We start from the raw sequence: 18,794 nt of genomic DNA, 5'->3' as shown, positions 1-18,794 counted from the left end.
GGACGACCGCCTGGGGGGAACATGACGGTGATGGGCGAACGCCTGCCCGAGGCCTGGATGGTGGCCTGGCACCGGGACCGGCGCGTCGAGTTCGCCGCTCGGCGCCGGTGGTTGCTGCTGCCGTGTCTGCTGTACCTGGCGCTCTCCGGCAACATGCTGCTGCACCTGCCGGACATGCTCACCCGGCCCGGCTGGCGGTACTTCGGCTACCTGGCGATCGCGGCGTACGCCGGAATCGTCGGCTTCATCGTGTGGACCGCCGTTACCCAACGCCCGTACCTCGTCGTCGACCACAACGGCCTGCACTGCGGGCGCCGCTCCATCCTCTGGAGGGACGTGGGCTCCGTCGGGCTGCTCCGCGGGCCGGCGCGCCAGCTGCCCGTCCACCCGAAGAACGTCTGGGCCAAGGACTTCGTCATCACCCGCCAGCACGTCAACGACGTTGAGAGCTTTCGGACGTGGTTGGAGGAATTGCTGGCACAGCAGCGGCAGGAAGAGCAGGTGGATTGATGCGGGACCTGGGTGACGCCTCGGCGGAGGTCTGGGACGCGGAGTGGCGCCGTAGCGGGCGGGTGGTGTTTCCGCTGCGGCGGCGGTCGACGCTGCTGATGTTTCTGTTCCAGATACTGCCGGCTGTGGTGGTGCTGGGGTCTTTACTCCTCGGCGGGGCGCCTGCACCTGGCCTGGTCGATGCGCTTTTCCTCGCGCCGGTCTGTGCGCTGGTGATCGGCATCGTGATCTACCGTCTGGTCGCGCGGCGGCCCGTGGTGGTGGTCGATCGCGACGGGATCCGGCACGGACGGCGGAGATTCCTGCCCTGGAGCGCGATCAGCGGTCTCGGAGTCGTCAGCGGTCCACCGTTCGATCAAACGTTCCTGGTCATCCGACAGGACCTGTCCACGAAGAACATCCGCCTGCGCCAGCAGAACATCCGCAATCTCCCCCAGTTCCGCCACTGGCTGGGCACCCTGCTCGTCGAGCACCGGCAGGCGGGTGAGGAGCGTGATCGGCGACGGGCCTGCTGAGGTACTGGCTGCTTGGGCTGCTCGAGGCGGCGGGGGCTAGGTGAGGCCGAGGCGTTTGCTGAGGCGGGGGCCTCGTTTGATTTTGATTTCGCCGAGGATGGCGGTGCCGCGGATGTGGAAGCGTTTGGGGGTTGTCGGCTGGGCGTTCGGGTCGGGGACCGCCTTGAGGCCGGCTTCCTGTTCGGAGACGGAGCCGAGGATGGGGTTGCTGTCCAGGAGGACGATCGCGTTCTGCGGGACGCGGATCTTCACGTCGGCGAGGATCGACTTCACGTCGATCTGGATCTCGTCGAACGGGATCTGCGCCTCGGTGTAGTCCAGCGTCACGTCGCCGAGGACCGCGTTGATCTCCTGGCGCTGCGGGACCAGCCAGCTGCCCGTCCGCTTGGTCTCGGACATGAACACGTTCACCACCGGCCCGGTCTCCACCATCGCGCCGCTGTACTGCGGGCTCGTGGCGGGCACACCTTGCGCCGCGGACGCACCGGGCGCGCGGGGGCCGTTGGGGAGGTCCACGGTCAGCTCGACGAGTTCGCCGTACGTCTTGGAGCCGTACAGGGTCGCCAGCCGCTCCTCGAGCTCGGAGTACGACAAGCGCCCCTCGCCGGCCGCATCGCGCAGTACGTCGGCGACCTCCTCCCGCTCGAGGTCCGACACCCGCCGCAGCAACGCCGGATCGACCTGCGCCGGCACCGCGTCCTGCGGTCGGTTCTCCTGGGGAACGTCATCCTGAGCCACGCTGAAAACCATACGCGGCCCCACCCGCACCCGCAGACCCGTTGCCTCCCCGATTAACCCCTGAACCGTCCCCTGACCCGCATACTGTCCGCCATGAACTGGGGTGGAGTACCGAACGCAGGCCGACTGGCCGTCGCCTACCTGGTCGCATTCCCGGCCATGGTCGCCGGGATCGCCCTCGTGCTCATCGCACAGATCACAGGACACCAGGCACCGGCCATCCCTGGTGGGGTGTTGTTCGTCGCCGGGCAGCTGGTCATCACCGGGCTGTCCTTCGCCCTGCGCGACGTGGTCCCGCCGCGCCCAGGCCGGCAGCGCGAACGGTGGCAGCTGGCGTGGAACCGGTTGTCACTGGGGCTGGAGCTGGCGCGCGCCCGGCGGGTGTTGGTGAAGTAACACGGGGGCGGCCGTCCTGGGCGGGTGCCGAGAACTAGGCTTGGGGCCGTCCAGTCCAGTTTGTGTGGAGGTATCTCGGTGTCTGCGGACTTCAACTACTCCGATCTGTTGCCGTTGGGTGCTGACGAGACGGAGTACCGGCTGCTGACGACCGAGGGTGTCAGCACGTTCACCACCGGCGACCGGACCTTTCTGCAGGTGCAGCCGGACGTGCTGCGGCAGTTGACCGCGGAGGCGATGCACGACATCTCGCACTACCTGCGGACCGCGCACCTCGAGCAGCTGCGGCGCATCATCGACGACCCGGAGGCCTCCGGGAACGACCGGTTCGTCGCGCTCGACCTGCTGAAGAACGCGAACATCTCCGCGGGCGGTGTGCTCCCGATGTGCCAGGACACCGGGACCGCGATCGTGATGGGCAAGAAGTCCGAGGGCGTGCTGACCGGCGCGGTCGACGAGGAGTGGATCAGCCGCGGCGTGTACGACGCGTACACCAAGCTGAACCTGCGCTACTCGCAGATGGCCCCGCTGACCATGTGGGACGAGAAGAACACCGGCTCGAACCTCCCGGCGCAGATCGAGCTGTACTCGACCCCGCAGCACGGCGACCCGGCGTACAAGTTCCTGTTCATGGCCAAGGGCGGCGGCTCCGCGAACAAGTCGTTTCTGTACCAGGAGACCAAGGCGGTGCTGAACCCGTCGCGGATGATGGAGTTCCTGGACGAGAAGATCCGCTCGCTCGGGACCGCGGCCTGCCCGCCGTACCACCTCGCGATCGTGGTCGGCGGTACGTCGGCCGAATACGCGCTGAAGACCGCGAAGTACGCCTCCGCGCACTACCTCGACACGCTGCCGACGACCGGGTCGCCGGTCGGGCACGGGTTCCGGGACGTGGAGCTGGAGGAGGAGGTCTTCAAGCTCACCCAGCAGTTCGGGATCGGGGCGCAGTTCGGCGGGAAGTACTTCTGCCACGACGTGCGGGTGATCCGGCTGCCGCGGCACGGCGCGTCCTGCCCGGTCGCGATCGCGGTGTCCTGCTCGGCGGACCGGCAGGCACTGGCGAAGATCACGCCGGAGGGGGTGTTCCTGGAGCAGTTGGAGAAGGAGCCGGCGCGGTTCCTGCCGGACACCACCGACGAGCACCTCGACGACGCGTCGGACGTCGTCCGGATCGACCTGAACCGGCCGATGAGCGAGATCCGCGCGGAGCTGTCCAAGCTGCCGGTGAAGACCCGGCTGTCGCTGACCGGGCCGCTGGTGGTGGCGCGGGACATCGCGCACGCCAAGATCAAGGAGCGGCTGGACGCGGGCGAGGAGATGCCGTCGTACCTGCGGGACCACGCGGTGTACTACGCGGGGCCCGCGAAGACGCCGGAGGGGTACGCGTCGGGGTCGTTCGGGCCGACGACGGCGGGGCGGATGGACGCGTACGTCGACCAGTTCCAGGCGGCGGGTGGGTCGTTCGTGATGCTTGCCAAGGGCAATCGGTCGGCGAAGGTGACGGCGGCGTGCAAGGAGCACGGCGGGTTCTACCTGGGGTCGATCGGCGGGCCGGCGGCACGGCTGGCGCAGGACTGCATCAAGTCGGTCGACGTGCTCGAGTACCCGGAGCTCGGGATGGAGGCGATCTGGAAGATCCAGGTCGAGGACTTCCCGGCCTTCATCGTGGTGGACGACAAAGGGAACGACTTCTTCACAGACACCAAGAAGCCCGTCCCACTGACGGTCCGTCCGAGAAGCTGAACGGCAGGGCTGGGGCTTCAGCCGGTCGCGTTGACGGTCCGCCCCGTAGCTGAGAACTCAACCGGCTTTGGTTTCGATTTCTTCGGGGAGTTTGAGGAGGAGGGCCTTGGCGGCGCGGACGAGGTCTGCCTCGTTGTGACCCAAGGCTTGGAGGTAGCACCCAAGGGCCGAGCGCAGCATCTGAAGCTCCTCGGCCTGCAGCTCGATGGTGTACATACCTCCAAGCTAGTCCCGCACGCTCCAGTTGCAACCGCTCGTGACCGACCCGTTGTCAGCTGTGCAGCTCCTCCGCGATCAACGCCGGCTGGTGCGTGGTCGGCGCAGCCGGCACCCGCCACGCCGTCGGCGCGACCCAGGTCTGCCAGTCCTCGGAGAACGGCTCCACCCACGCCTCCACGTCCCGGATCGCCGCCCGCGCGTCCGCCACGATCCGCTCCGCCTCCGCAGGCGTGAACCGCCCCGCGGTGACCGCCCCCTCCAGCTCGTCCTCGTCCTTCCACTCGATGCTGCGGTCCGGGTTGATCCACAGGTCGAGCACGTGGTCGACGGTGCTGGTACGCCGTCCCGCCGGATCGCGGACGTGTTCCCGCTCCAGGTTCACGTACCACCCGTGGAACGCCCCGTCCTCGCCCCAGAAGTACCAGACCGACCACGGCTTCCCGGCCGGGGACGCCTTGAGGATCCCGGTGCCGTGCCAGACGTCGAGCTTGAGCACCCGGTCCTCGACGAACATCCCGATCGGCCCGGCGTGCCGCGTCTCCCGGCCGTCCACCAGCACCGGTTTCAGCAGCGGCGTACCGGGCGCGAGCCAGGCTACCAGCCCGTCGGCGTCGTCGCGCACGACCGTCATCGGCCGCACGTTCGGCAGGTCGGCGTGCCGGCCGCTGCCCTCGTACACCCATTCGATCGTGGTCCCCGGCTCCCAGTACGGCGTCACGAGCCGGGCCGGGTCATCGACAAGACGTCGAGGGCCGCGTCCAGCTGCTCCTCGGTGAGGTCGCCGTTCGCGACGTGACCGTTCTCGATCACGACCTCGCGGATCGTTTTCCCTTGTTTCAGGGCGCTCTTGGCGACCGCGGCGGCGTTTTCGTACCCGATGTAGCGGTTCAGCGGGGTGACGATCGACGGTGACGACTCGGCCAGTTCGCGGGCGTGACCAACGTTCGCGGTGATGCCGTCGACGCAGCGGTCGGCGAGCAGCCTGGAACTGTTCGCCAGCAGCGTGATCGACTCGAGCAGGTTGCGCGCGATCACCGGCAGCATCACGTTCAGCTCGAAGTTGCCGCCGGCACCGGCTACGGTGATCGTGGTGTCGTTGCCGATCACCTGCGCGGCGACCATCAGCGTGGCCTCGCAGATCACCGGGTTCACCTTGCCGGGCATGATGCTCGACCCCGGCTGCAGGTCCGGCAGCGCGATCTCGCCGAGCCCGGCGCGCGGGCCGGATCCCATCCAGCGCAGGTCGTTGCAGATCTTCGTCAGGCTGACGGCGACCGTCTTCAGCTGCCCGGACAGCTCGACCAGGCCGTCGCGGGCGCCCTGCGCCTCGAAGTGGTCCTCGGCCTCGGACAGCTCGAGCCCGGTGCGCTTGTTCAGCTCGGTGATCACCGCGGCGGCGAATCCGGGCGGCGTGTTGATGCCGGTGCCGACCGCCGTACCGCCCAGTGGGAGCTCGGCGACCCGCGGCAGCGTCGCGCGGACCCGGGACGCGCCGCGCCGGATCTGCTGGGCATACCCGGCGAACTCCTGGCCGAGGGTCACCGGTGTCGCGTCCATCAGGTGCGTCCGCCCGGACTTCACCACCTCGGCGAACTCGGATCCCTTACGGGCAAGGGAATCCGCGAGATGTTCCAACGCCGGCAGCAGCTCCTGCACGACGCCCGCGGTGGCCGCGACGTGGATCGCGGACGGGAACGTGTCGTTGCTCGACTGGGACGCGTTGACATGATCGTTCGGGTGGACGTCGGCGCCGAGCGCGCGGGTGGCGAGCGTGGCCAGCACCTCGTTGACGTTCATGTTCGTCGACGTACCGGAGCCGGTCTGGAAGACGTCGATCGGGAACTCGGCGTCGAACTCCCCCGCGGCCACCTGGTCCGCGGCGCCGACGATCGCGGCCGACCGGTCCGCGTCGAGCACGCCGAGCGACGCGTTCACGACCGCGGCCGAGGCTTTGATCTGCGCCAGGGCGTGCACCAGCGCCGGCGCGAGTGGTCGTCCCGAGATCGGGAAGTTCTCCACCGCGCGCTGCGTCTGTGCCCGCCACAGCGCATCCCGAGGCACCTTGACCTCGCCCATCGTGTCGTGCTCGATCCTGAACTCTGCGTCGTCAACTCCCATACCTGCAGAGTACGTCGATCGGACCTGTCGGAACGCCCTGATAGACAAGCTGTGGACAACACCACAGGAGGAGTACGGATGCACGGCGCGACGACGGACGAGAGCGGTGCGCGCGTGACGTTCGACTACGTGCTGCCCTGATAGACGTAGTACAGCTCGTCGCGGCCCTGGAGTTCGACCGGGACGGGCTGTACGTCGCAGGCGCCGAAGATCGCCTCGACGGCCGATTCCAGGGCGGGCGATGCCGACGAGGACCACACCGTGAGGACGCCGCCGGTGCGGAGCTTGGCGTGGCAGGTGGTCAGGAAGGCGGACGTGTAGATGGCCGAGTTCTCGTTGTAGACAAGGAAGTCCGGGCCGTTGTCGACGTCCAGCAGGATCGCGTCGACGGACGCGTCGGGGAGATCGGCGACCACGGTCCGGACGTCCCCGACGACCACCGCGACGCGCGGGTCGTCGAGCACGGACGGCACCAGACCGGTCCGCATCCAGGCCACCAGCTCCGGCTCGATCTCTGCGACCACCACCTCGCCGAGCCGGTCGTCGGACAGCAGCGCGCGGACCGTGTACCCGAGGCCGAGTCCACCCACGAGGACGCGGTCCGGGTGCCGTACGGTCGCCAGCGCCGCCGACGCCAACAGCTCCTCGCTGGACGTCTCCTGGTCGTCCATCACGAACACACCGTTGACGCGCAGCTCGAGCGCCCCGTCGTCACGGCGGCGCAGTACCAGCTCTCCACGCTCGCTGAGGGCCCGTGCCAGCTCCATCAGACCATCCCGGCATCGTGCGCCAGCAGGGCGAGCTGGACGCGGCTCGTGAGGTGCAGCTTGGCCAGTGCGCTCGTGAGGTGCGTCTTGACCGTGGCAACGCCGAGCGCCAGCCCAGCAGCAACTTCCGCGTTACTCTTGCCCTCGGCCACAGCCAGTACGACGTCCCGCTCCCGCTCGGTCAGCTGCTCCAATGCGTCGAGTGCCGTCGTACGGCGGTCTTCCTGGTCTGTTGCGCCCACGTGGTCCATCAGCTGGCGTGTGGACTGCGGTGACAGCACGGACTCCCCCGCTGCGACCTTTACGACCGCCGTGATGATTTCTGGCGGCGTAGCGTCCTTCAGCAGATAACCGGACGCTCCCGCACGCAAAGCCCGCAGCAGGTCCGTGTCCGACCCGAAGGTGGTCAGCATGAGGACCGCAGCCTGCTCCCGAATCGCTTCCGTGGCAGCGATCCCGTCCATCACCGGCATCCCGACGTCCATCAGTACGACGTCCGGCCGCAGCTCACGCACTGCGCGCACAGCCTGCTGCCCGTCGGCCGCTTCGCCCACCAGGAGCAGCTCCGGCGCGCCCGAGAGCATGCTGGTCAGCCCTGCCCGGACCAACGGGTCGTCGTCGACCAACAGCAGCCGGACCGGTTCACTCACGTCCGTCATCGTAGGCCACCCACGGCAGCCAGGCCGCCAGCCGGAAGTCCCCGTCCGCCGTGGTCCCGTACTCCAGCCGCCCACCGGCCAACGACGCCCGCTCCGCCAGACCGATCAGCCCGACCCGCGACCCAGGACCGGCCGCACCAGGCCCCAGCCGATTCACGACTTCCACGGACAGCCCTTGCCCGGGCTCACCCGCCAACGTCACCCGGACGGCCTGGTGTGGTGCGTGTTTACGAGCGTTCGTCAGCCCTTCCTGCACCATGCGGTACGCGTGCCGCCCAATGGCGTCCGGTACCGCGTCCAGATCCACAGCGGTCACCAGGTCGATCTGCATACCGGCAGCCTCGGACTCGGCCACAAGCTCATCCAGCCGCCCCGGCCCGTCAGCAGTGTGCTGAGAACGCAGTACGCCGACGATCTCCCGCAGGTCCTCCACGCAGTCCCGCGCGCTGGCGCGTGTTACTCCCGCGGCACGTGACAGCTCAGCAGCCGGCATGTCGGGACGGAATTCCAGTGAGCCCGCGTGCATGCTCAGCAACGACAGCCGATGCCCGAGCGCGTCATGCATCTCCCGAGCAATCCGCTCACGTTCCAGCCGTTGCCCTTGCTCCACACGCAACTGCTGCTCCGCCTCCGCCCGCACCGCACGGTCGGTCAGAGACGCCAACAGCTGTCTCCTGGTGCGTACGACGATCCCCCAGCCCACCAGCACCAGACAGGCCAGCCCAGTGAGGCTCACGGCGATCCAGTACGCGTACGGGAGGTCAGCGACCGGGTAGAGCCAGAACTGCAGCATCCCGGACAACATCGACGTAACTGCGAGCGTGAGGCTGACCGCAGGACGCCGGTGTACGGCGACGTTGAAAAGCGCCAGCCCAGCCGCCGCGCCCGCCACCGGCAGCAGTGTCGACGCGACGATCATCACCGCGGCCAGCCCGGTCGGCCAACGCCGCCTGAGCAGCAGCGAGAACGCCGCTGCGACGCACAGCGACAGATCCAGCCAGTGCGGCAGCGGACCGATCCGTGGCCGCGGCTGCAGGCCGCCGACCGCGATCAGGCCGAGGAGGAACGCGATCAGCACACACGCGACGTCCACGACGCGGTCCCGCGGCGTCAACCGCCCGTACCCCGGCGCGGCCCGCGAGCCGGGCGCGATCAGCGCGGCAAGGAACCCCGTGTCCACCGCACGACGGTAGCGCGACTTCCGGTGCAGACCCGGCTCCACCGAAAGTTGGCGAACCGATGAACCGCTGGCGGTGCCGCCGCGATCAGGATCCGGCCAGACTGAACAGCATGATCCTTGCCAAGAGCATCCACCGCGATCTGCGGGTACTGGCCGTACTCGTCGCGCTGGTACTGGTCTACGTCGGCTGTTCCGCGGTCTGGACGTGGCAGGACAACCGCAAGGCCACCATGACCACCAGCGGGCCTTACCAGGCCACCGTGGAGTCGCTGAACAAGCACCCGCTCCCCGCGTGGTTCCAGGATGCCAAGTTCGGCATCATGATCCACTGGGGACTCTACTCGGTCCCGGGCTTCGCCCCGAAGGGTACGACGTTCAGCCGGCTGCTCGAGACGCAGTACGGGCACGCGATGACGCACAACCCGTACGCCGAGGACTACGCGAACGCCATGAAGGACCCGGACTCGCCGACCGGGAGGTACCACCGCGAGCACTACGGCACGGCGCCGTACAGCGACTTCACCAAGGCGTTCGACGCGGGGCTGAAGCGGTGGGACCCGAACCGGTGGGCGGCGCAGTTCAAGGCGGCCGGGGCGTCGTACATCGTGGTGACGGCGAAGTACGCCGACGGCTACTCGCTCTGGCCGACGCAGGTGCGTAACCCGCAGGCCCCGGACTTCCATGCGCAGCGGGACCTGATGGGCGAGCTGGCCGCCGCCGTACGCAAGCAGGGCCTCAAGTTCGGCGTGTACTACTCCGGCGGCGTCGACTGGACTTTCCAGCGCAAGACGGTGAAGACGCTGGGCGACTACGCGTTCCTGCACTACGGCGAGGACTACCGCGCGTACGCCACGGCGCAGGTGCGCGAGCTGATCGCCCGGTACAAGCCGGACATCCTCTGGAACGACATCGCCTGGCCGACCGGCTCGAAACGCCTCTACGCGCTGCTGGCCGACTACTACAACACCGTGCCGGACGGCGTCGTCGACGACCGCTGGAGTACGGCGTCGTTCGGGCGGCAGCTGATGAGCCCGAAACCGATGCGTTGGGGGTTCGACCAGTTGATGAAGGGCCTGTTCAAGCTGCCGGGCGTTGCGGAGGGCGTCAACACGCAGAAGCCGGCGAAACACAGTGACTTCCGGACACCGGAGTACGCCGACTTCGACACGATCCAGGACAAGTACTGGCAGCAGGACCGTGGCATCGGCGGCTCGTTCGGGTACAACCGCGCAGAGACAGACCAGGACTACGCCAAGTCGACTGATCTGATCGCGGCGCTCGCCAAGGGCGCAGCCAACAACGGGGCCTTGCTGCTGAACGTCGGGCCGAGCGGTGGCGCCGGTGAGATCATCCCGGAGCAGCTGAGCCGCCTCACGGACATCGGCGCGTGGCTGAAGGTCAACCGGGAGGCCCTGGACGGTACACGCCCCTGGACGCGCTCCTCGGCCCGTACGGCGGCCGGCGACCAGGTCGTGTTCACGCAGAAGGGTACGACGGTGTACGCCATCGTCCTGGGCCGGCCGAAGGGCGACATCGTCCTCAAGGACGTCGTACTGACCGGAGCCGCCCGGCGTGTCGGGGCGGGACCGGTCACGCTGACAGGCGGCAAGGTGCTCAAGGCCGCCGGAGACGGGAGCTACGCCCCCGTCTTCAGGATCGGGTGATCAGTACCAGTTCTTGGCCTGCGAGTGGCCCCAGGCGCTGCACGGGGAGCCGTACGTCGCTTCGATGTAGTCCAGGCCCCACTTGATCTGGGTGACCGGGTTGGTCCGCCAGTCGGAGCCGTACGCCGCCATCCGCTTGCCGGGGAGCGCCTGCGGGATGCCGTACGCCGAGGACGTCGGGTTCGCCGCGCCGACCTTCCAGCGGGACTCCTTGTTCCAGAGCTTCTCCAGGCAGCTGAACTGGCCCTGGCTCCAGCCGTGGTCGGGGAGGAGGTTCATCGCAACCTCCTTCGGCGTGCCCTCGTACTTCTTCCGCTCGGCGTCCCGGCTGGCGCGCTCCTCGCTGGAGGAACGGGCGGCCCGGGCCAGCGCCTCGTACCGCTTCAGCGCGGCATTCTTGCCGGCCATCTTGAGGTCGGCGGCATTCTGCAGGGCGACCTGCTGCTGGGCGATCGCCTCGACCTGGTTCCGCATCCGGACCGCGTCGGCGGCTGCATCGGAGGCGTTGGAGCCCGGTGAGGTGGACGGCTTGTCGTCGCTGGCCAGCACCTTGCCACTGTTGATGACGGCCATCTCGGCCCGCCCAGACGCCTGCTCCGACGCACTGCTGCTCCCAGGAGAGCTGAAGAGGTCGACACCGGCGACAACGGAGACCACGGCGATTCCGGTGACTGCAAGAACCGCGACGGAGCGCTTCGCTTTCATCTGTCCTTCCGAGAAACCCGACCCCCGTCGGCTGCAACGAGAACATACTCTGGCGTAAACCGTCCGTGATCACAAGCAGGTCACGGACGAACGGTGCGGCCGCCGCGTGGCGACCGCACCGTTCTTACCTTCGCTTTACAGATAGTTATGAGCCAATGACAGCGACGCTCCTTACAGATACCTTCCCCGCCCCACCGCCCCGGTCACAGCTGCAGGTCGTCCAGCATCTCGGTGACCAGCGCGGCGATCGGCGACCGCTCCGAGCGGGTCAGCGTGACGTGCGCGAACAACGGGTGCCCCTTCAGCTGCTCCACCACCGCGACCACACCGTCGTGCCGCCCGACCCGCAGGTTGTCCCGCTGGGCGACGTCGTGGGTGAGCACGACCCGCGAGTTCGCGCCGACCCGGGACAGCACCGTGAGCAGCACGTTCCGCTCCAGCGACTGCGCCTCGTCGACGATCACGAACGCGTCGTGCAGCGACCGGCCGCGGATGTGCGTCAGCGGCAGCACCTCGAGCATGCCGCGGTCGATGACCTCGTCGATCACGTCACTGCTGGTGAGCGCGCCCAGCGTGTCGTACACCGCCTGCGCCCACGGCTGCATCTTCTCGGACTCGCTGCCCGGCAGGTACCCGAGCTCCTGGCCGCCGACCGCGAACAGCGGCCGGAAGACGACCACTTTCTTGTGCTGGCGGCGCTCCATCACCGACTCCAGGCCGGCGCACAGCGCGAGCGCGGACTTGCCGGTACCGGCGCGGCCGCCGAGCGAGATGATCCCGACGTCGGGGTCCAGCAGCAGGTCGAGCGCGACCCGCTGTTCGGCGGACCGGCCGCGGATCCCGAACGCCTCGCGGTCGCCGCGGACCAGCCGGACCCGTTTGTCCGGCATCACCCGGCCGAGCGCGCTGCCCCGGTCGGACAGCAGCACCAGCCCGGTGTGGGTCGGGAACTCCCCGGCCTCCGGCAGCTCGACCGCGCCGATCTCGTACAGGTCGTCCACGACCTGGGTGCCGACCTCGAGCTCGGCCATCCCGGTCCAGCCGGACTCCAGGGTCAGCTCGGCCCGGTACTCCTCGGCCTGCAGGCCGCACGCCGACGCCTTGACCCGCATCGGCAGGTCCTTCGAGACCAGCGTGACGTCCTTGCCCTCGGCCATGAAGTTGCAGGCCACGGCCAGGATCCGGCTGTCGTTGTCGCCGAGCCGGAACCCGGCCGGGAGTGTCTCCGGGTCGGTGTGGTTCAGTTCGACCCGGAGTGTTCCGCCTTTCTCCCCCACTGGCAGGGGTGCGTCCAGACGTCCGTGCAGGATCCGGAGCTCGTCGAGCAGTCGCAGCGCGGTGCGGGCGAAGTAGCCGAGTTCCGGGTGATGCCGTTTGGCCTCCAATTCGGTGACAACGACCACCGGGACGACCACCTCGTGCTCGTCGAACCGCAGCATCGCGTGCGGGTCGGACAGCAGCACCGAGGTGTCCAGCACGAAGGTGCGCTGGTCCGGTGTGGATGAGGTACTTGACGCCTTGGCGTGGATGGCCATGTCGCACGTCCTCTTCTAGGCCGTGACGTACACCCTCGCCCCGGCCCGCCAGTGGTTAGGTGATGGGTCGGGTGCCGCCCTCGGGGCCCGGTGTTGGCCCCGTCCGCGCCGCCGCGTGAGCGGCAACGGCGATCAGTGAGTTCGAGACCACCGAAACCACAGGTCTCGGGGACTCCGTTCGGCCCCTCATGGGGCAACCGGCTGGAACGAGATTCTCAAACTGATCGGGCCTCCCGTGACAGCCGGCTTCCCCTCCGACCGTCTCTGCCAGCGTAGGAGCCTCCCGCAAACTGCGCAGCCCGACACGCCCGGCCACGGGGTTAACACGGCGTTACGGCTTCCCCCCACCCGAGGGAGTCGCTTCACTCCGCTGGGTGATCCCGTGTACTGGTCCTTGGGCGGCTCAGGCTTCCCGTTTGCGCCAGTACCGGACGACCGCGCCACGGGCTCGATCCTGGAGGGTACGTCGTACCACGTGGTCGCGCCGGTGATGGCGACGATCGGCCTGGCCGGTGCGGTGCTGGCACTCGTGATGACGCGTATCCCGCCCCGCGAGCGGCTCCTGCAGGCGGTAGCCGCAGTACTCGCCGTGGGGCTGGCCCTGGTGATTCCTGACTACACACTGATCGCCGTTGTCGCGCTGGCGCCCGCCCTGGTTGTGTTTGCGTTCACCGGCGTGCCAGGAGCGCAGGGTGGCGTCGGTGACATTCTGTACTGGCGCCGCGTGAACCTGATCATCCTGTTCGTCGGTGGAGTGCTCTGGGCGGCGACCGCGCTGGCGTACGACCGGCGCAGCCGTGGCGTGTGCGTATCGTGCGGCCGCGGCGCCGTCGAGCAGGCGTGGACCCGCCCGGACGCCGCCCTGCGTTGGGGCAAGTGGGCGGTCGCCGTCGCGGTCCTGGCGAACCTGCCGTACGAGTTCACCCGGATCGCCTGGTACGTCGGCTGGCCGGTCGGGATCACCGCGGAGTTCCACCGGATGATGGCCGACACACCCGGGATGCTCGAGATGGGTCTCGGTCTGGCCGCGATGGGACTCGCCGGCAGCGTCCTGACCCACGGGCTCGTGCACCGCTGGGGCGAGGTGTACCCGCGCTGGATCTGGTTCCGCGCCCGGCCGTCGGGTGCCGCCGCTGCTGGCGATCGTCCCGGCGTCGGTCGTGGCCGTCGTACTGATCCCGGCCGGGCTGATGAACGCCCAACTGCCGCTCGACGGCGACAACTGGGCGGTCAACGCGCCGGGCATCCTGTGGACGGTCTGGGGTGCGGCGCTCGGCGTGGCGACGTACGCGTACTACCTGCGGCGCCGGACGACGTGCAGGCGGTGCGGTCGCGGGACGGCACCGCCCTAGGTGCCGAAACGGCGCTGGCGCTGGGCGTAGCTGCGGATCGCCCGCAGGAAGTCGACGTGCCGGAAGTCCGGCCAGAGCGCCTCGCAGAAGTAGAACTCGCTCAGCGCGCTCTGCCAGAGCAGGAAGCCGCCGAGGCGCTGCTCCCCCGACGTCCGGATCACCAGATCCGGGTCCGGCTGGCCCTTCGTGTACAGGTGCCGGGCGATGTGCTCGACGTCGACCCGGTCGGCCAGTTCCTCGATCGATATCCCCTTCGCCGCCTCCTCGAGGAGCAGCGAACGGACCGCGTCGGCGAGCTCGCGGCGGCCGCCGTACCCGACCGCGACGTTCACCAGCATGCCGTCGACGTCCTGGGTCGCGGTCTCGGCCGCCTTCAGCGCCTCCGCCGTACTGCCCGGCAGCAGGTCGAGGGCGCCGACCGGGTGGATCCGCCAGCGGCTGATCGCGGTCAGCTCCTCGACGGCCTGCTCGATGATCCGCAGCAGCGGCTCCAGTTCGTCGGCCGGGCGGGTCAGGTTGTCGGTGGACAGCATCCACACCGTGACCACCTTCACGCCGACCTCGTCGCACCAGTACAGGAACTCCGAGATCTTGTTGGCCCCGGCCTCGTGACCGCGCGACACCGGGTCGCCTCCCTGCCGGGCCCAGCGCCGGTTGCCGTCGATGATGACGCCGATGTGCCGCGGGATCCGGTCCGGCGACAGCGATCGGGTGAGCCGGCGTTCGTACAGTCCGTAGACCGCGTCGCGCAGCTTCTGCTTGCCAGGTGTCCGCATGGGCAGGGTGCTCTCCTCAATGACTTCTCGCCTTGAGGCTAGCCCAGATTCGCCCCGGTGCGAGAGGCCCTGGAGTGCCTCACAGCAAGCTGTCAGCAAGGTCGAACTTTCCTGGAAGTTCGTGCATCGAACACGCGGAGGTGTCGCGTCGTCCGGGTGACGTCGCCTACATTTCATCCTTCTGGACCATTGAACCTACGGTTGCGTAGGTTACGGTGGCGTAGGTATACCCGCCCGGAACCCCTCGAAAGGACGGCGATGACCGCTACCAGCGCCCAGCCCGAGGAAGTCGGTCACAAGCTGTCCGGTCGACTCGGCCCGCTGAAGCCCAAGCTCCGCGGATGGCTGCACGCCGGCACGTTCCCGTTCGCCACCGCCGCCGGCATCGTGCTGATCTGCCTGGCGCCGCACGCCAACGCCCGCTGGGCGGCCGCGGTCTACACCGTCGGCGCGATGCTGCTGTTCGGCATCTCGGCGCTGTACCACCGGTTCTACTGGGGCCCAACCGGCGAGGCGATCCTGCGCCGGCTCGACCACAGCAACATCTTCCTGCTGATCGCCGGCACCTACACCCCGCTCGGCATGGTCCTGCTGCACGGCAAGGACCGCGTGCTGATGCTCGGCCTGGTCTGGGGCGGCGCGCTGGCCGGCATCCTGTTCCGGATCTTCTGGCTGAGCGCCCCGCGCTGGATCTACACGCCGATCTATCTCGCGCTGGGCTGGGTCGCGATCTTCTGGATGGGCGACATCTACCACACCGGCGGCGCGGCCGTCGTCACGCTGATCGCGGTCGGTGGCGGTCTGTACTCGCTCGGCGCGGTCGTCTACGGCACCAAGCGGCCCAACCCGTCACCCCGCTGGTTCGGCTTCCACGAGATCTTCCACGCGTTCACCGTGGCCGCGTTCGTCTGCCACTACATCGCGGTCAGCATCGCGACGTACCGCGTCGGCTGAACATTTCAGTACAGTTCAGTACATTTCAGTACCGTCACAGCTGCAACGAACCGCACCCCAGCGTGTATCCCTAGTGCGTGAGGAACCTGAGGAGATACGCAGCAGTGGCCACGTGCACGGCCGTCGCCGGACTCGTGCTGACCGGATGCGGCAGCGAGTCAGGATCCAGCGGTACGCCGGGCACTACCCCACCACCCACCATGCCGACTGTGACTCAGTCAGCCCCCGTCGGCGCCGGCCTGCCGGTCACGGTGGCCCGGACCGGCGGGTTCGCCGGTTTCGATGACAAGGTGCAGATCGGGACCGACGGTGTCGCGACCGTGAGCGCGCGCGGCAAGCAGACGATCCGGTGCAAGCTGAACCCGGCCCTGCTGGCCACCATCAGCGCGGCCGTCGAGAAGGTCGACTGGGCGAGCCTGGTGGCGACCAAGCCGAGCACCAAGCACCCGGACGACATGATCGTGTCCGTGACCGCGAACGGGAAGACCGCGCGGCTCGAGGACCCGCAGCTCAAGGTACTGGCGGCCCCGGTGGGCAAACTGCTCACCGAAGCCGCCATCCCACCGGGAAAACTCTGCACGAAGCTCTAGCCGCGTCGACGGGGGCGGAGTCGACGCAACCGGAACCACCTTGTGAAGAAGGGAATCCGGGGCGCGCGCGGCCTTGGGCGGAGGCTGCGCGCGCCCCGGACGTTCTCAGCTGACGGTCAGCGAGGTGTCGTCGACGACGAAGCTGGTCTGCGCCGAGGAGTCCTCCTGGCCGACGAACTTGATCGTCACGGTCTTGCCCTTGTACGCCGTCAGGTTCAGCGTCTTCTGCACGTACGACGTGTTCTTGTTCAGGTTCGAGTACGTCGCCAGCGTGCTCGTCGTCGAGCCGTCGACGACCTGGACCTTCGCGGTGTCGTACGCCGTCGTCGTGGTGGTCTCCGCGGTGTCGATGCGGATCCAGAACGACAGGCTGGCGGCGGTCGCCGACGCCGGGATCGCGACCGACTGGCCGACGCTCTCGGTGGTCGCGCGGCCGTTGCCCTGCAGCCACAGCTTCCAGCTACCGGTGCGCGCCGGGCGGCCGGTGTTGTCCGTGACCGGGCCGGCGGTGCCGGTCCAGTCCACCGCGCCGGACTCGAAGCCCGGGTTCTTCAGCAGGTTGTCGCCGGTCGGGGGCGGCGTGGTGCCACCACCGCAGGCGGCGGAGCCGGCCGGGACCGAGATGCCACCGAACGCGGCCTCGATGCCCTTGCACTGCGCGGAATCCGCGCCGTACAGCTCCTTCGCGGAGTTGATCGCGCCTTCCCGCGCGTCCTTGTAGGTGCTGCCCGAGCTCAGCTTGGTGGTCAGCGTCCGGTACCAGACCTTGGCGGCGACGTCGCGGCCGACACCGGCGAACGTCGTACCGTTGCAGGCCGTGCTGTTGTAGGTGACGCCGTTGATGGTCTTGCTGCCGGTGCCCTCGGAGGCCAGGTAGAACCAGTGGTTCAGCGGGCCGGACGAGTAGTGCGGGTCCAGGCCACCGGTGCTGGTCGTCCAGCAGTCCTTGCTGGCCCCGTCCTTCGACGGCTTGTCCATGTAGCGCAGCGGCGTACCGTCGCCGTTGATGTTGATCTTCTCGCCGATCAGGTAGTCACCCGGGTCGCTCGCGTTGTTCGCGTACCACTCGACCATGGTGCCGAAGATGTCCGACGTCGCCTCGTTCAGGCCGCCCGCGTCACCGGAGTAGTTCAGGTTCGCGGACGCCTCGGTGACACCGTGGCTCATCTCGTGACCGGCCACGTCGATCGCGGTCAGCGGGTGCGTGTTGCTGATCCCGTCGCCGTACGTCATCTGGGTGCCGTCCCAGAACGCGTTCACGTACGCGTTGCCGTAGTGCACGCGGCTGCGGGCGCCCTGGCCGTTGTTGAAGATGCCGTTGCGGCCGTGGACGTTCTTGTAGTAGTCCCAGGTCAGCTGGGCACCGTAGTGCGCGTCCACCGCGGCGGTCGCCCGGTCCGAGGCGGCACCGCTGCCCCAGGTGTCGTCGGCGTCGGTGAACGTGGTGCCGTTCCCGGACGTCGCGCCCTTGAGGTCGGTGGTGTAGTTGCCACCGCGGGTCGGGTCGGTCATCGAGAAGTTGCCGGACGAGCCCGACGTACCGATCGTGACCTTGCCGGCGTACATCGAGTTGCCGGTGCCTTCCTTGATCTCGTCGTTCTGCGCCAGCACCTTGCCGGAGTTGGCGTCGACGTACGTGTGCAGCACCGACGGGGTCTGGTCGGGCTTCACGCCGGTCGTCACGACGTCGTACGCGAGCACGGGCTTGGCCGGCGTCACGAAGACGATCAGCTGACCCTTGCTGGTCTTGGCCTTGAACTTCGAGGACTGGGCACCCTTGGTGAGCGCGGCCGACTGGGACAGAGTCGGCTTGGTGGAGACCTCGACGGCCTTGGCACCGCGGTTGTAGGTGACCTGGCCGATCGCCTCGCCCTTGCGCTTCACGATCAGGTCGCCACCGACGACCTTCAGGCCGTTGAACGTCCGGTCGTAGCGGACGTACTCCGTACCGTCCGGGTCCTTCACGACGTCGCGGACCTGGAGCTGCTCGCCGGAGCCGAGCCCGAGGGCGGCGGCCGTCTGCGCGGTCAGCGCCTGTTCGGCCTTGACGGCTGCCGGCTGGTTGAAGCCGGACGCCGGGAGCGGAACCGACCGGTCGGCGGCACCCGCTGTCGAAGCGGTGAACCCTGTCACGCCAGTGGCCAGACCCGCCGCCGCGACAATCGCCACCGCCCCTGCTGATGTCAGTCGTTTCAAGACAACATCTCCTCACGGTGTGGTCGCTGTTTGGGCGCAGCGACCGAATTCAGTTGGGGACGCGCCGGATGCTGACGCAACAGTGCCACTGCCTCATTTGTGACACTTTGTGTCGGTACATGCGAGTTCTGTTACATCCGACTGAGGACCGACTGTTGCCGCCCGGTCGCCGTGAGT

20 protein-coding genes are annotated in these 18,794 nt (G+C 68.4%); 8 read left to right on the top strand and 12 right to left on the bottom strand.

The window, feature by feature from the left end; genetic code table 11:
- The first annotated feature begins 30 nt into the window (after positions 1-30).
- Positions 31-510, top strand: a complete 480-nt coding sequence (locus ACXJJ3_RS30925) for a hypothetical protein (RefSeq protein WP_458165375.1) — start codon at positions 31-33, stop codon at positions 508-510.
- Positions 510-1,025: a hypothetical protein gene (locus ACXJJ3_RS30920; RefSeq protein WP_458165374.1), complete on the top strand. Its 516-nt coding sequence runs from the start codon at positions 510-512 to the stop codon at positions 1,023-1,025. Before ACXJJ3_RS30925 ends, ACXJJ3_RS30920 begins: the two co-directional genes overlap by 1 nt.
- 36 nt (positions 1,026-1,061) lie before the next feature.
- Here ACXJJ3_RS30920 and ACXJJ3_RS30915 read toward each other — a convergent pair whose 3' ends face one another.
- Entirely contained in the window at positions 1,062-1,763 is a 702-nt protein-coding gene (locus tag ACXJJ3_RS30915) for a DUF1707 SHOCT-like domain-containing protein (protein WP_458165373.1), read from the bottom strand.
- A 93-nt stretch (positions 1,764-1,856) separates the two neighbouring features.
- Here ACXJJ3_RS30915 and ACXJJ3_RS30910 point away from each other — a divergent pair, with 93 nt between their 5' ends.
- Together ACXJJ3_RS30910 and ACXJJ3_RS30905 are read left to right on the top strand one after the other, a co-directional pair.
- Positions 1,857-2,159: a hypothetical protein gene (locus ACXJJ3_RS30910; protein WP_458165372.1), complete on the top strand. Its 303-nt coding sequence runs from the start codon at positions 1,857-1,859 to the stop codon at positions 2,157-2,159.
- Positions 2,160-2,237: 78 nt separating this feature from the next.
- Positions 2,238-3,902 (top strand): fumarate hydratase, encoded by a 1,665-nt coding sequence (locus ACXJJ3_RS30905; protein ID WP_458165371.1) that lies wholly within the window; start codon positions 2,238-2,240, stop codon positions 3,900-3,902.
- Between the two features lie 57 nt (positions 3,903-3,959).
- Here the strand turns inward: ACXJJ3_RS30905 and ACXJJ3_RS30900 are convergent, their stop codons facing one another.
- The 6 genes from ACXJJ3_RS30900 to ACXJJ3_RS30875 all read right to left on the bottom strand — a co-directional run bounded on the left by ACXJJ3_RS30900 (position 3,960) and on the right by ACXJJ3_RS30875 (position 8,845).
- The gene (locus ACXJJ3_RS30900; RefSeq protein ID WP_458165370.1) at positions 3,960-4,118 is read right to left on the bottom strand and encodes a hypothetical protein; all 159 of its coding nucleotides are present in this window, start codon (positions 4,116-4,118) and stop codon (positions 3,960-3,962) included.
- A gap of 55 nt (positions 4,119-4,173) precedes the next feature.
- Positions 4,174-4,839, bottom strand: coding sequence for a DUF402 domain-containing protein (locus ACXJJ3_RS30895; protein ID WP_458165369.1), 666 nt, complete (start codon positions 4,837-4,839; stop codon positions 4,174-4,176).
- The gene (locus ACXJJ3_RS30890) at positions 4,836-6,239 is read right to left on the bottom strand and encodes a class II fumarate hydratase (protein WP_458165368.1); all 1,404 of its coding nucleotides are present in this window, start codon (positions 6,237-6,239) and stop codon (positions 4,836-4,838) included. The genes ACXJJ3_RS30895 and ACXJJ3_RS30890 overlap by 4 nt, the downstream gene beginning before the upstream one ends.
- A gap of 125 nt (positions 6,240-6,364) precedes the next feature.
- Positions 6,365-7,006, bottom strand: coding sequence for a spermine/spermidine synthase domain-containing protein (locus ACXJJ3_RS30885; RefSeq protein ID WP_458165367.1), 642 nt, complete (start codon positions 7,004-7,006; stop codon positions 6,365-6,367).
- Entirely contained in the window at positions 7,006-7,656 is a 651-nt protein-coding gene (locus ACXJJ3_RS30880; protein WP_458165366.1) for a response regulator, read from the bottom strand. Before ACXJJ3_RS30880 ends, ACXJJ3_RS30885 begins: the two co-directional genes overlap by 1 nt.
- Entirely contained in the window at positions 7,649-8,845 is a 1,197-nt protein-coding gene (locus tag ACXJJ3_RS30875) for a sensor histidine kinase (RefSeq protein WP_458165365.1), read from the bottom strand. Before ACXJJ3_RS30875 ends, ACXJJ3_RS30880 begins: the two co-directional genes overlap by 8 nt.
- Before the next feature lie 110 nt (positions 8,846-8,955).
- On the opposite strand from ACXJJ3_RS30875, the gene ACXJJ3_RS30870 reads away from it, so the two are divergent.
- Positions 8,956-10,509 (top strand): alpha-L-fucosidase, encoded by a 1,554-nt coding sequence (locus ACXJJ3_RS30870; RefSeq protein ID WP_458165364.1) that lies wholly within the window; start codon positions 8,956-8,958, stop codon positions 10,507-10,509.
- On the opposite strand, the gene ACXJJ3_RS30865 is transcribed toward ACXJJ3_RS30870, so the two are convergent.
- The 3 genes from ACXJJ3_RS30865 to ACXJJ3_RS30855 all read right to left on the bottom strand — a co-directional run bounded on the left by ACXJJ3_RS30865 (position 10,510) and on the right by ACXJJ3_RS30855 (position 13,809).
- Positions 10,510-11,214 carry an aggregation-promoting factor C-terminal-like domain-containing protein gene (locus tag ACXJJ3_RS30865; RefSeq protein ID WP_458165363.1) on the bottom strand — a complete coding sequence of 235 codons (705 nt, stop codon included), beginning with the start codon at positions 11,212-11,214 and terminating at the stop codon, positions 10,510-10,512.
- 203 nt (positions 11,215-11,417) lie between these two features.
- Positions 11,418-12,749: a PhoH family protein gene (locus ACXJJ3_RS30860; RefSeq protein ID WP_458165362.1), complete on the bottom strand. Its 1,332-nt coding sequence runs from the start codon at positions 12,747-12,749 to the stop codon at positions 11,418-11,420.
- Between the two features lie 403 nt (positions 12,750-13,152).
- A complete protein-coding gene (locus tag ACXJJ3_RS30855; protein WP_458165361.1) occupies positions 13,153-13,809 on the bottom strand; it encodes a hypothetical protein in 657 nt (218 codons plus the stop codon).
- Positions 13,810-13,873: 64 nt separating this feature from the next.
- Between ACXJJ3_RS30855 and ACXJJ3_RS30850 the strand changes: the two genes are divergently transcribed.
- Entirely contained in the window at positions 13,874-14,101 is a 228-nt protein-coding gene (locus ACXJJ3_RS30850) for a hypothetical protein (protein ID WP_458165360.1), read from the top strand.
- Here ACXJJ3_RS30850 and ACXJJ3_RS30845 read toward each other — a convergent pair.
- Positions 14,098-14,877: an isoprenyl transferase gene (locus ACXJJ3_RS30845; protein ID WP_458165359.1), complete on the bottom strand. Its 780-nt coding sequence runs from the start codon at positions 14,875-14,877 to the stop codon at positions 14,098-14,100. The genes ACXJJ3_RS30850 and ACXJJ3_RS30845 overlap by 4 nt on opposite strands.
- A 258-nt stretch (positions 14,878-15,135) precedes the next feature.
- Between ACXJJ3_RS30845 and trhA the strand changes: the two genes are divergently transcribed.
- Positions 15,136-15,831: a PAQR family membrane homeostasis protein TrhA gene (trhA, locus tag ACXJJ3_RS30840; RefSeq protein WP_458165358.1), complete on the top strand. Its 696-nt coding sequence runs from the start codon at positions 15,136-15,138 to the stop codon at positions 15,829-15,831.
- 200 nt (positions 15,832-16,031) lie between these two features.
- Positions 16,032-16,421 (top strand): hypothetical protein, encoded by a 390-nt coding sequence (locus tag ACXJJ3_RS30835; protein ID WP_458165357.1) that lies wholly within the window; start codon positions 16,032-16,034, stop codon positions 16,419-16,421.
- Positions 16,422-16,526: 105 nt separating this feature from the next.
- On the opposite strand, the gene ACXJJ3_RS30830 is transcribed toward ACXJJ3_RS30835, so the two are convergent.
- Positions 16,527-18,617, bottom strand: coding sequence for a M4 family metallopeptidase (locus tag ACXJJ3_RS30830; RefSeq protein WP_458165356.1), 2,091 nt, complete (start codon positions 18,615-18,617; stop codon positions 16,527-16,529).
- Between the last annotated feature and the right edge of the window lie 177 nt (positions 18,618-18,794).

This window comes from Kribbella sp. WER1, from assembly GCF_054189145.1.
Note: the sequence above shows the minus strand (reverse complement) of the source record. Positions and strands in the feature narration are given on the sequence as shown.

Excerpts from the sequence above, each read along its gene's own strand:
- ACXJJ3_RS30925 (WP_458165375.1), top strand. The coding sequence starts at position 31 with ATGGGCGAACGCCTGCCCGAGGCCTGGATGGTGGCCTGGCACCGGGAC.
- ACXJJ3_RS30890 (WP_458165368.1), bottom strand. The coding sequence starts at position 6,239 with ATGGGAGTTGACGACGCAGAGTTCAGGATCGAGCACGACACGATGGGC.
- ACXJJ3_RS30865 (WP_458165363.1), bottom strand. The coding sequence starts at position 11,214 with ATGAAAGCGAAGCGCTCCGTCGCGGTTCTTGCAGTCACCGGAATCGCC.
- ACXJJ3_RS30885 (WP_458165367.1), bottom strand. The coding sequence starts at position 7,006 with ATGGAGCTGGCACGGGCCCTCAGCGAGCGTGGAGAGCTGGTACTGCGC.
- ACXJJ3_RS30860 (WP_458165362.1), bottom strand. The coding sequence starts at position 12,749 with ATGGCCATCCACGCCAAGGCGTCAAGTACCTCATCCACACCGGACCAG.
- ACXJJ3_RS30870 (WP_458165364.1), top strand. The coding sequence starts at position 8,956 with ATGATCCTTGCCAAGAGCATCCACCGCGATCTGCGGGTACTGGCCGTA.
- ACXJJ3_RS30920 (WP_458165374.1), top strand. The coding sequence starts at position 510 with ATGCGGGACCTGGGTGACGCCTCGGCGGAGGTCTGGGACGCGGAGTGG.
- ACXJJ3_RS30845 (WP_458165359.1), bottom strand. The coding sequence starts at position 14,877 with ATGCGGACACCTGGCAAGCAGAAGCTGCGCGACGCGGTCTACGGACTG.
- ACXJJ3_RS30900 (WP_458165370.1), bottom strand. The coding sequence starts at position 4,118 with ATGTACACCATCGAGCTGCAGGCCGAGGAGCTTCAGATGCTGCGCTCG.
- ACXJJ3_RS30835 (WP_458165357.1), top strand. The coding sequence starts at position 16,032 with ATGCCGACTGTGACTCAGTCAGCCCCCGTCGGCGCCGGCCTGCCGGTC.
- ACXJJ3_RS30910 (WP_458165372.1), top strand. The coding sequence starts at position 1,857 with ATGAACTGGGGTGGAGTACCGAACGCAGGCCGACTGGCCGTCGCCTAC.
- trhA (WP_458165358.1), top strand. The coding sequence starts at position 15,136 with ATGACCGCTACCAGCGCCCAGCCCGAGGAAGTCGGTCACAAGCTGTCC.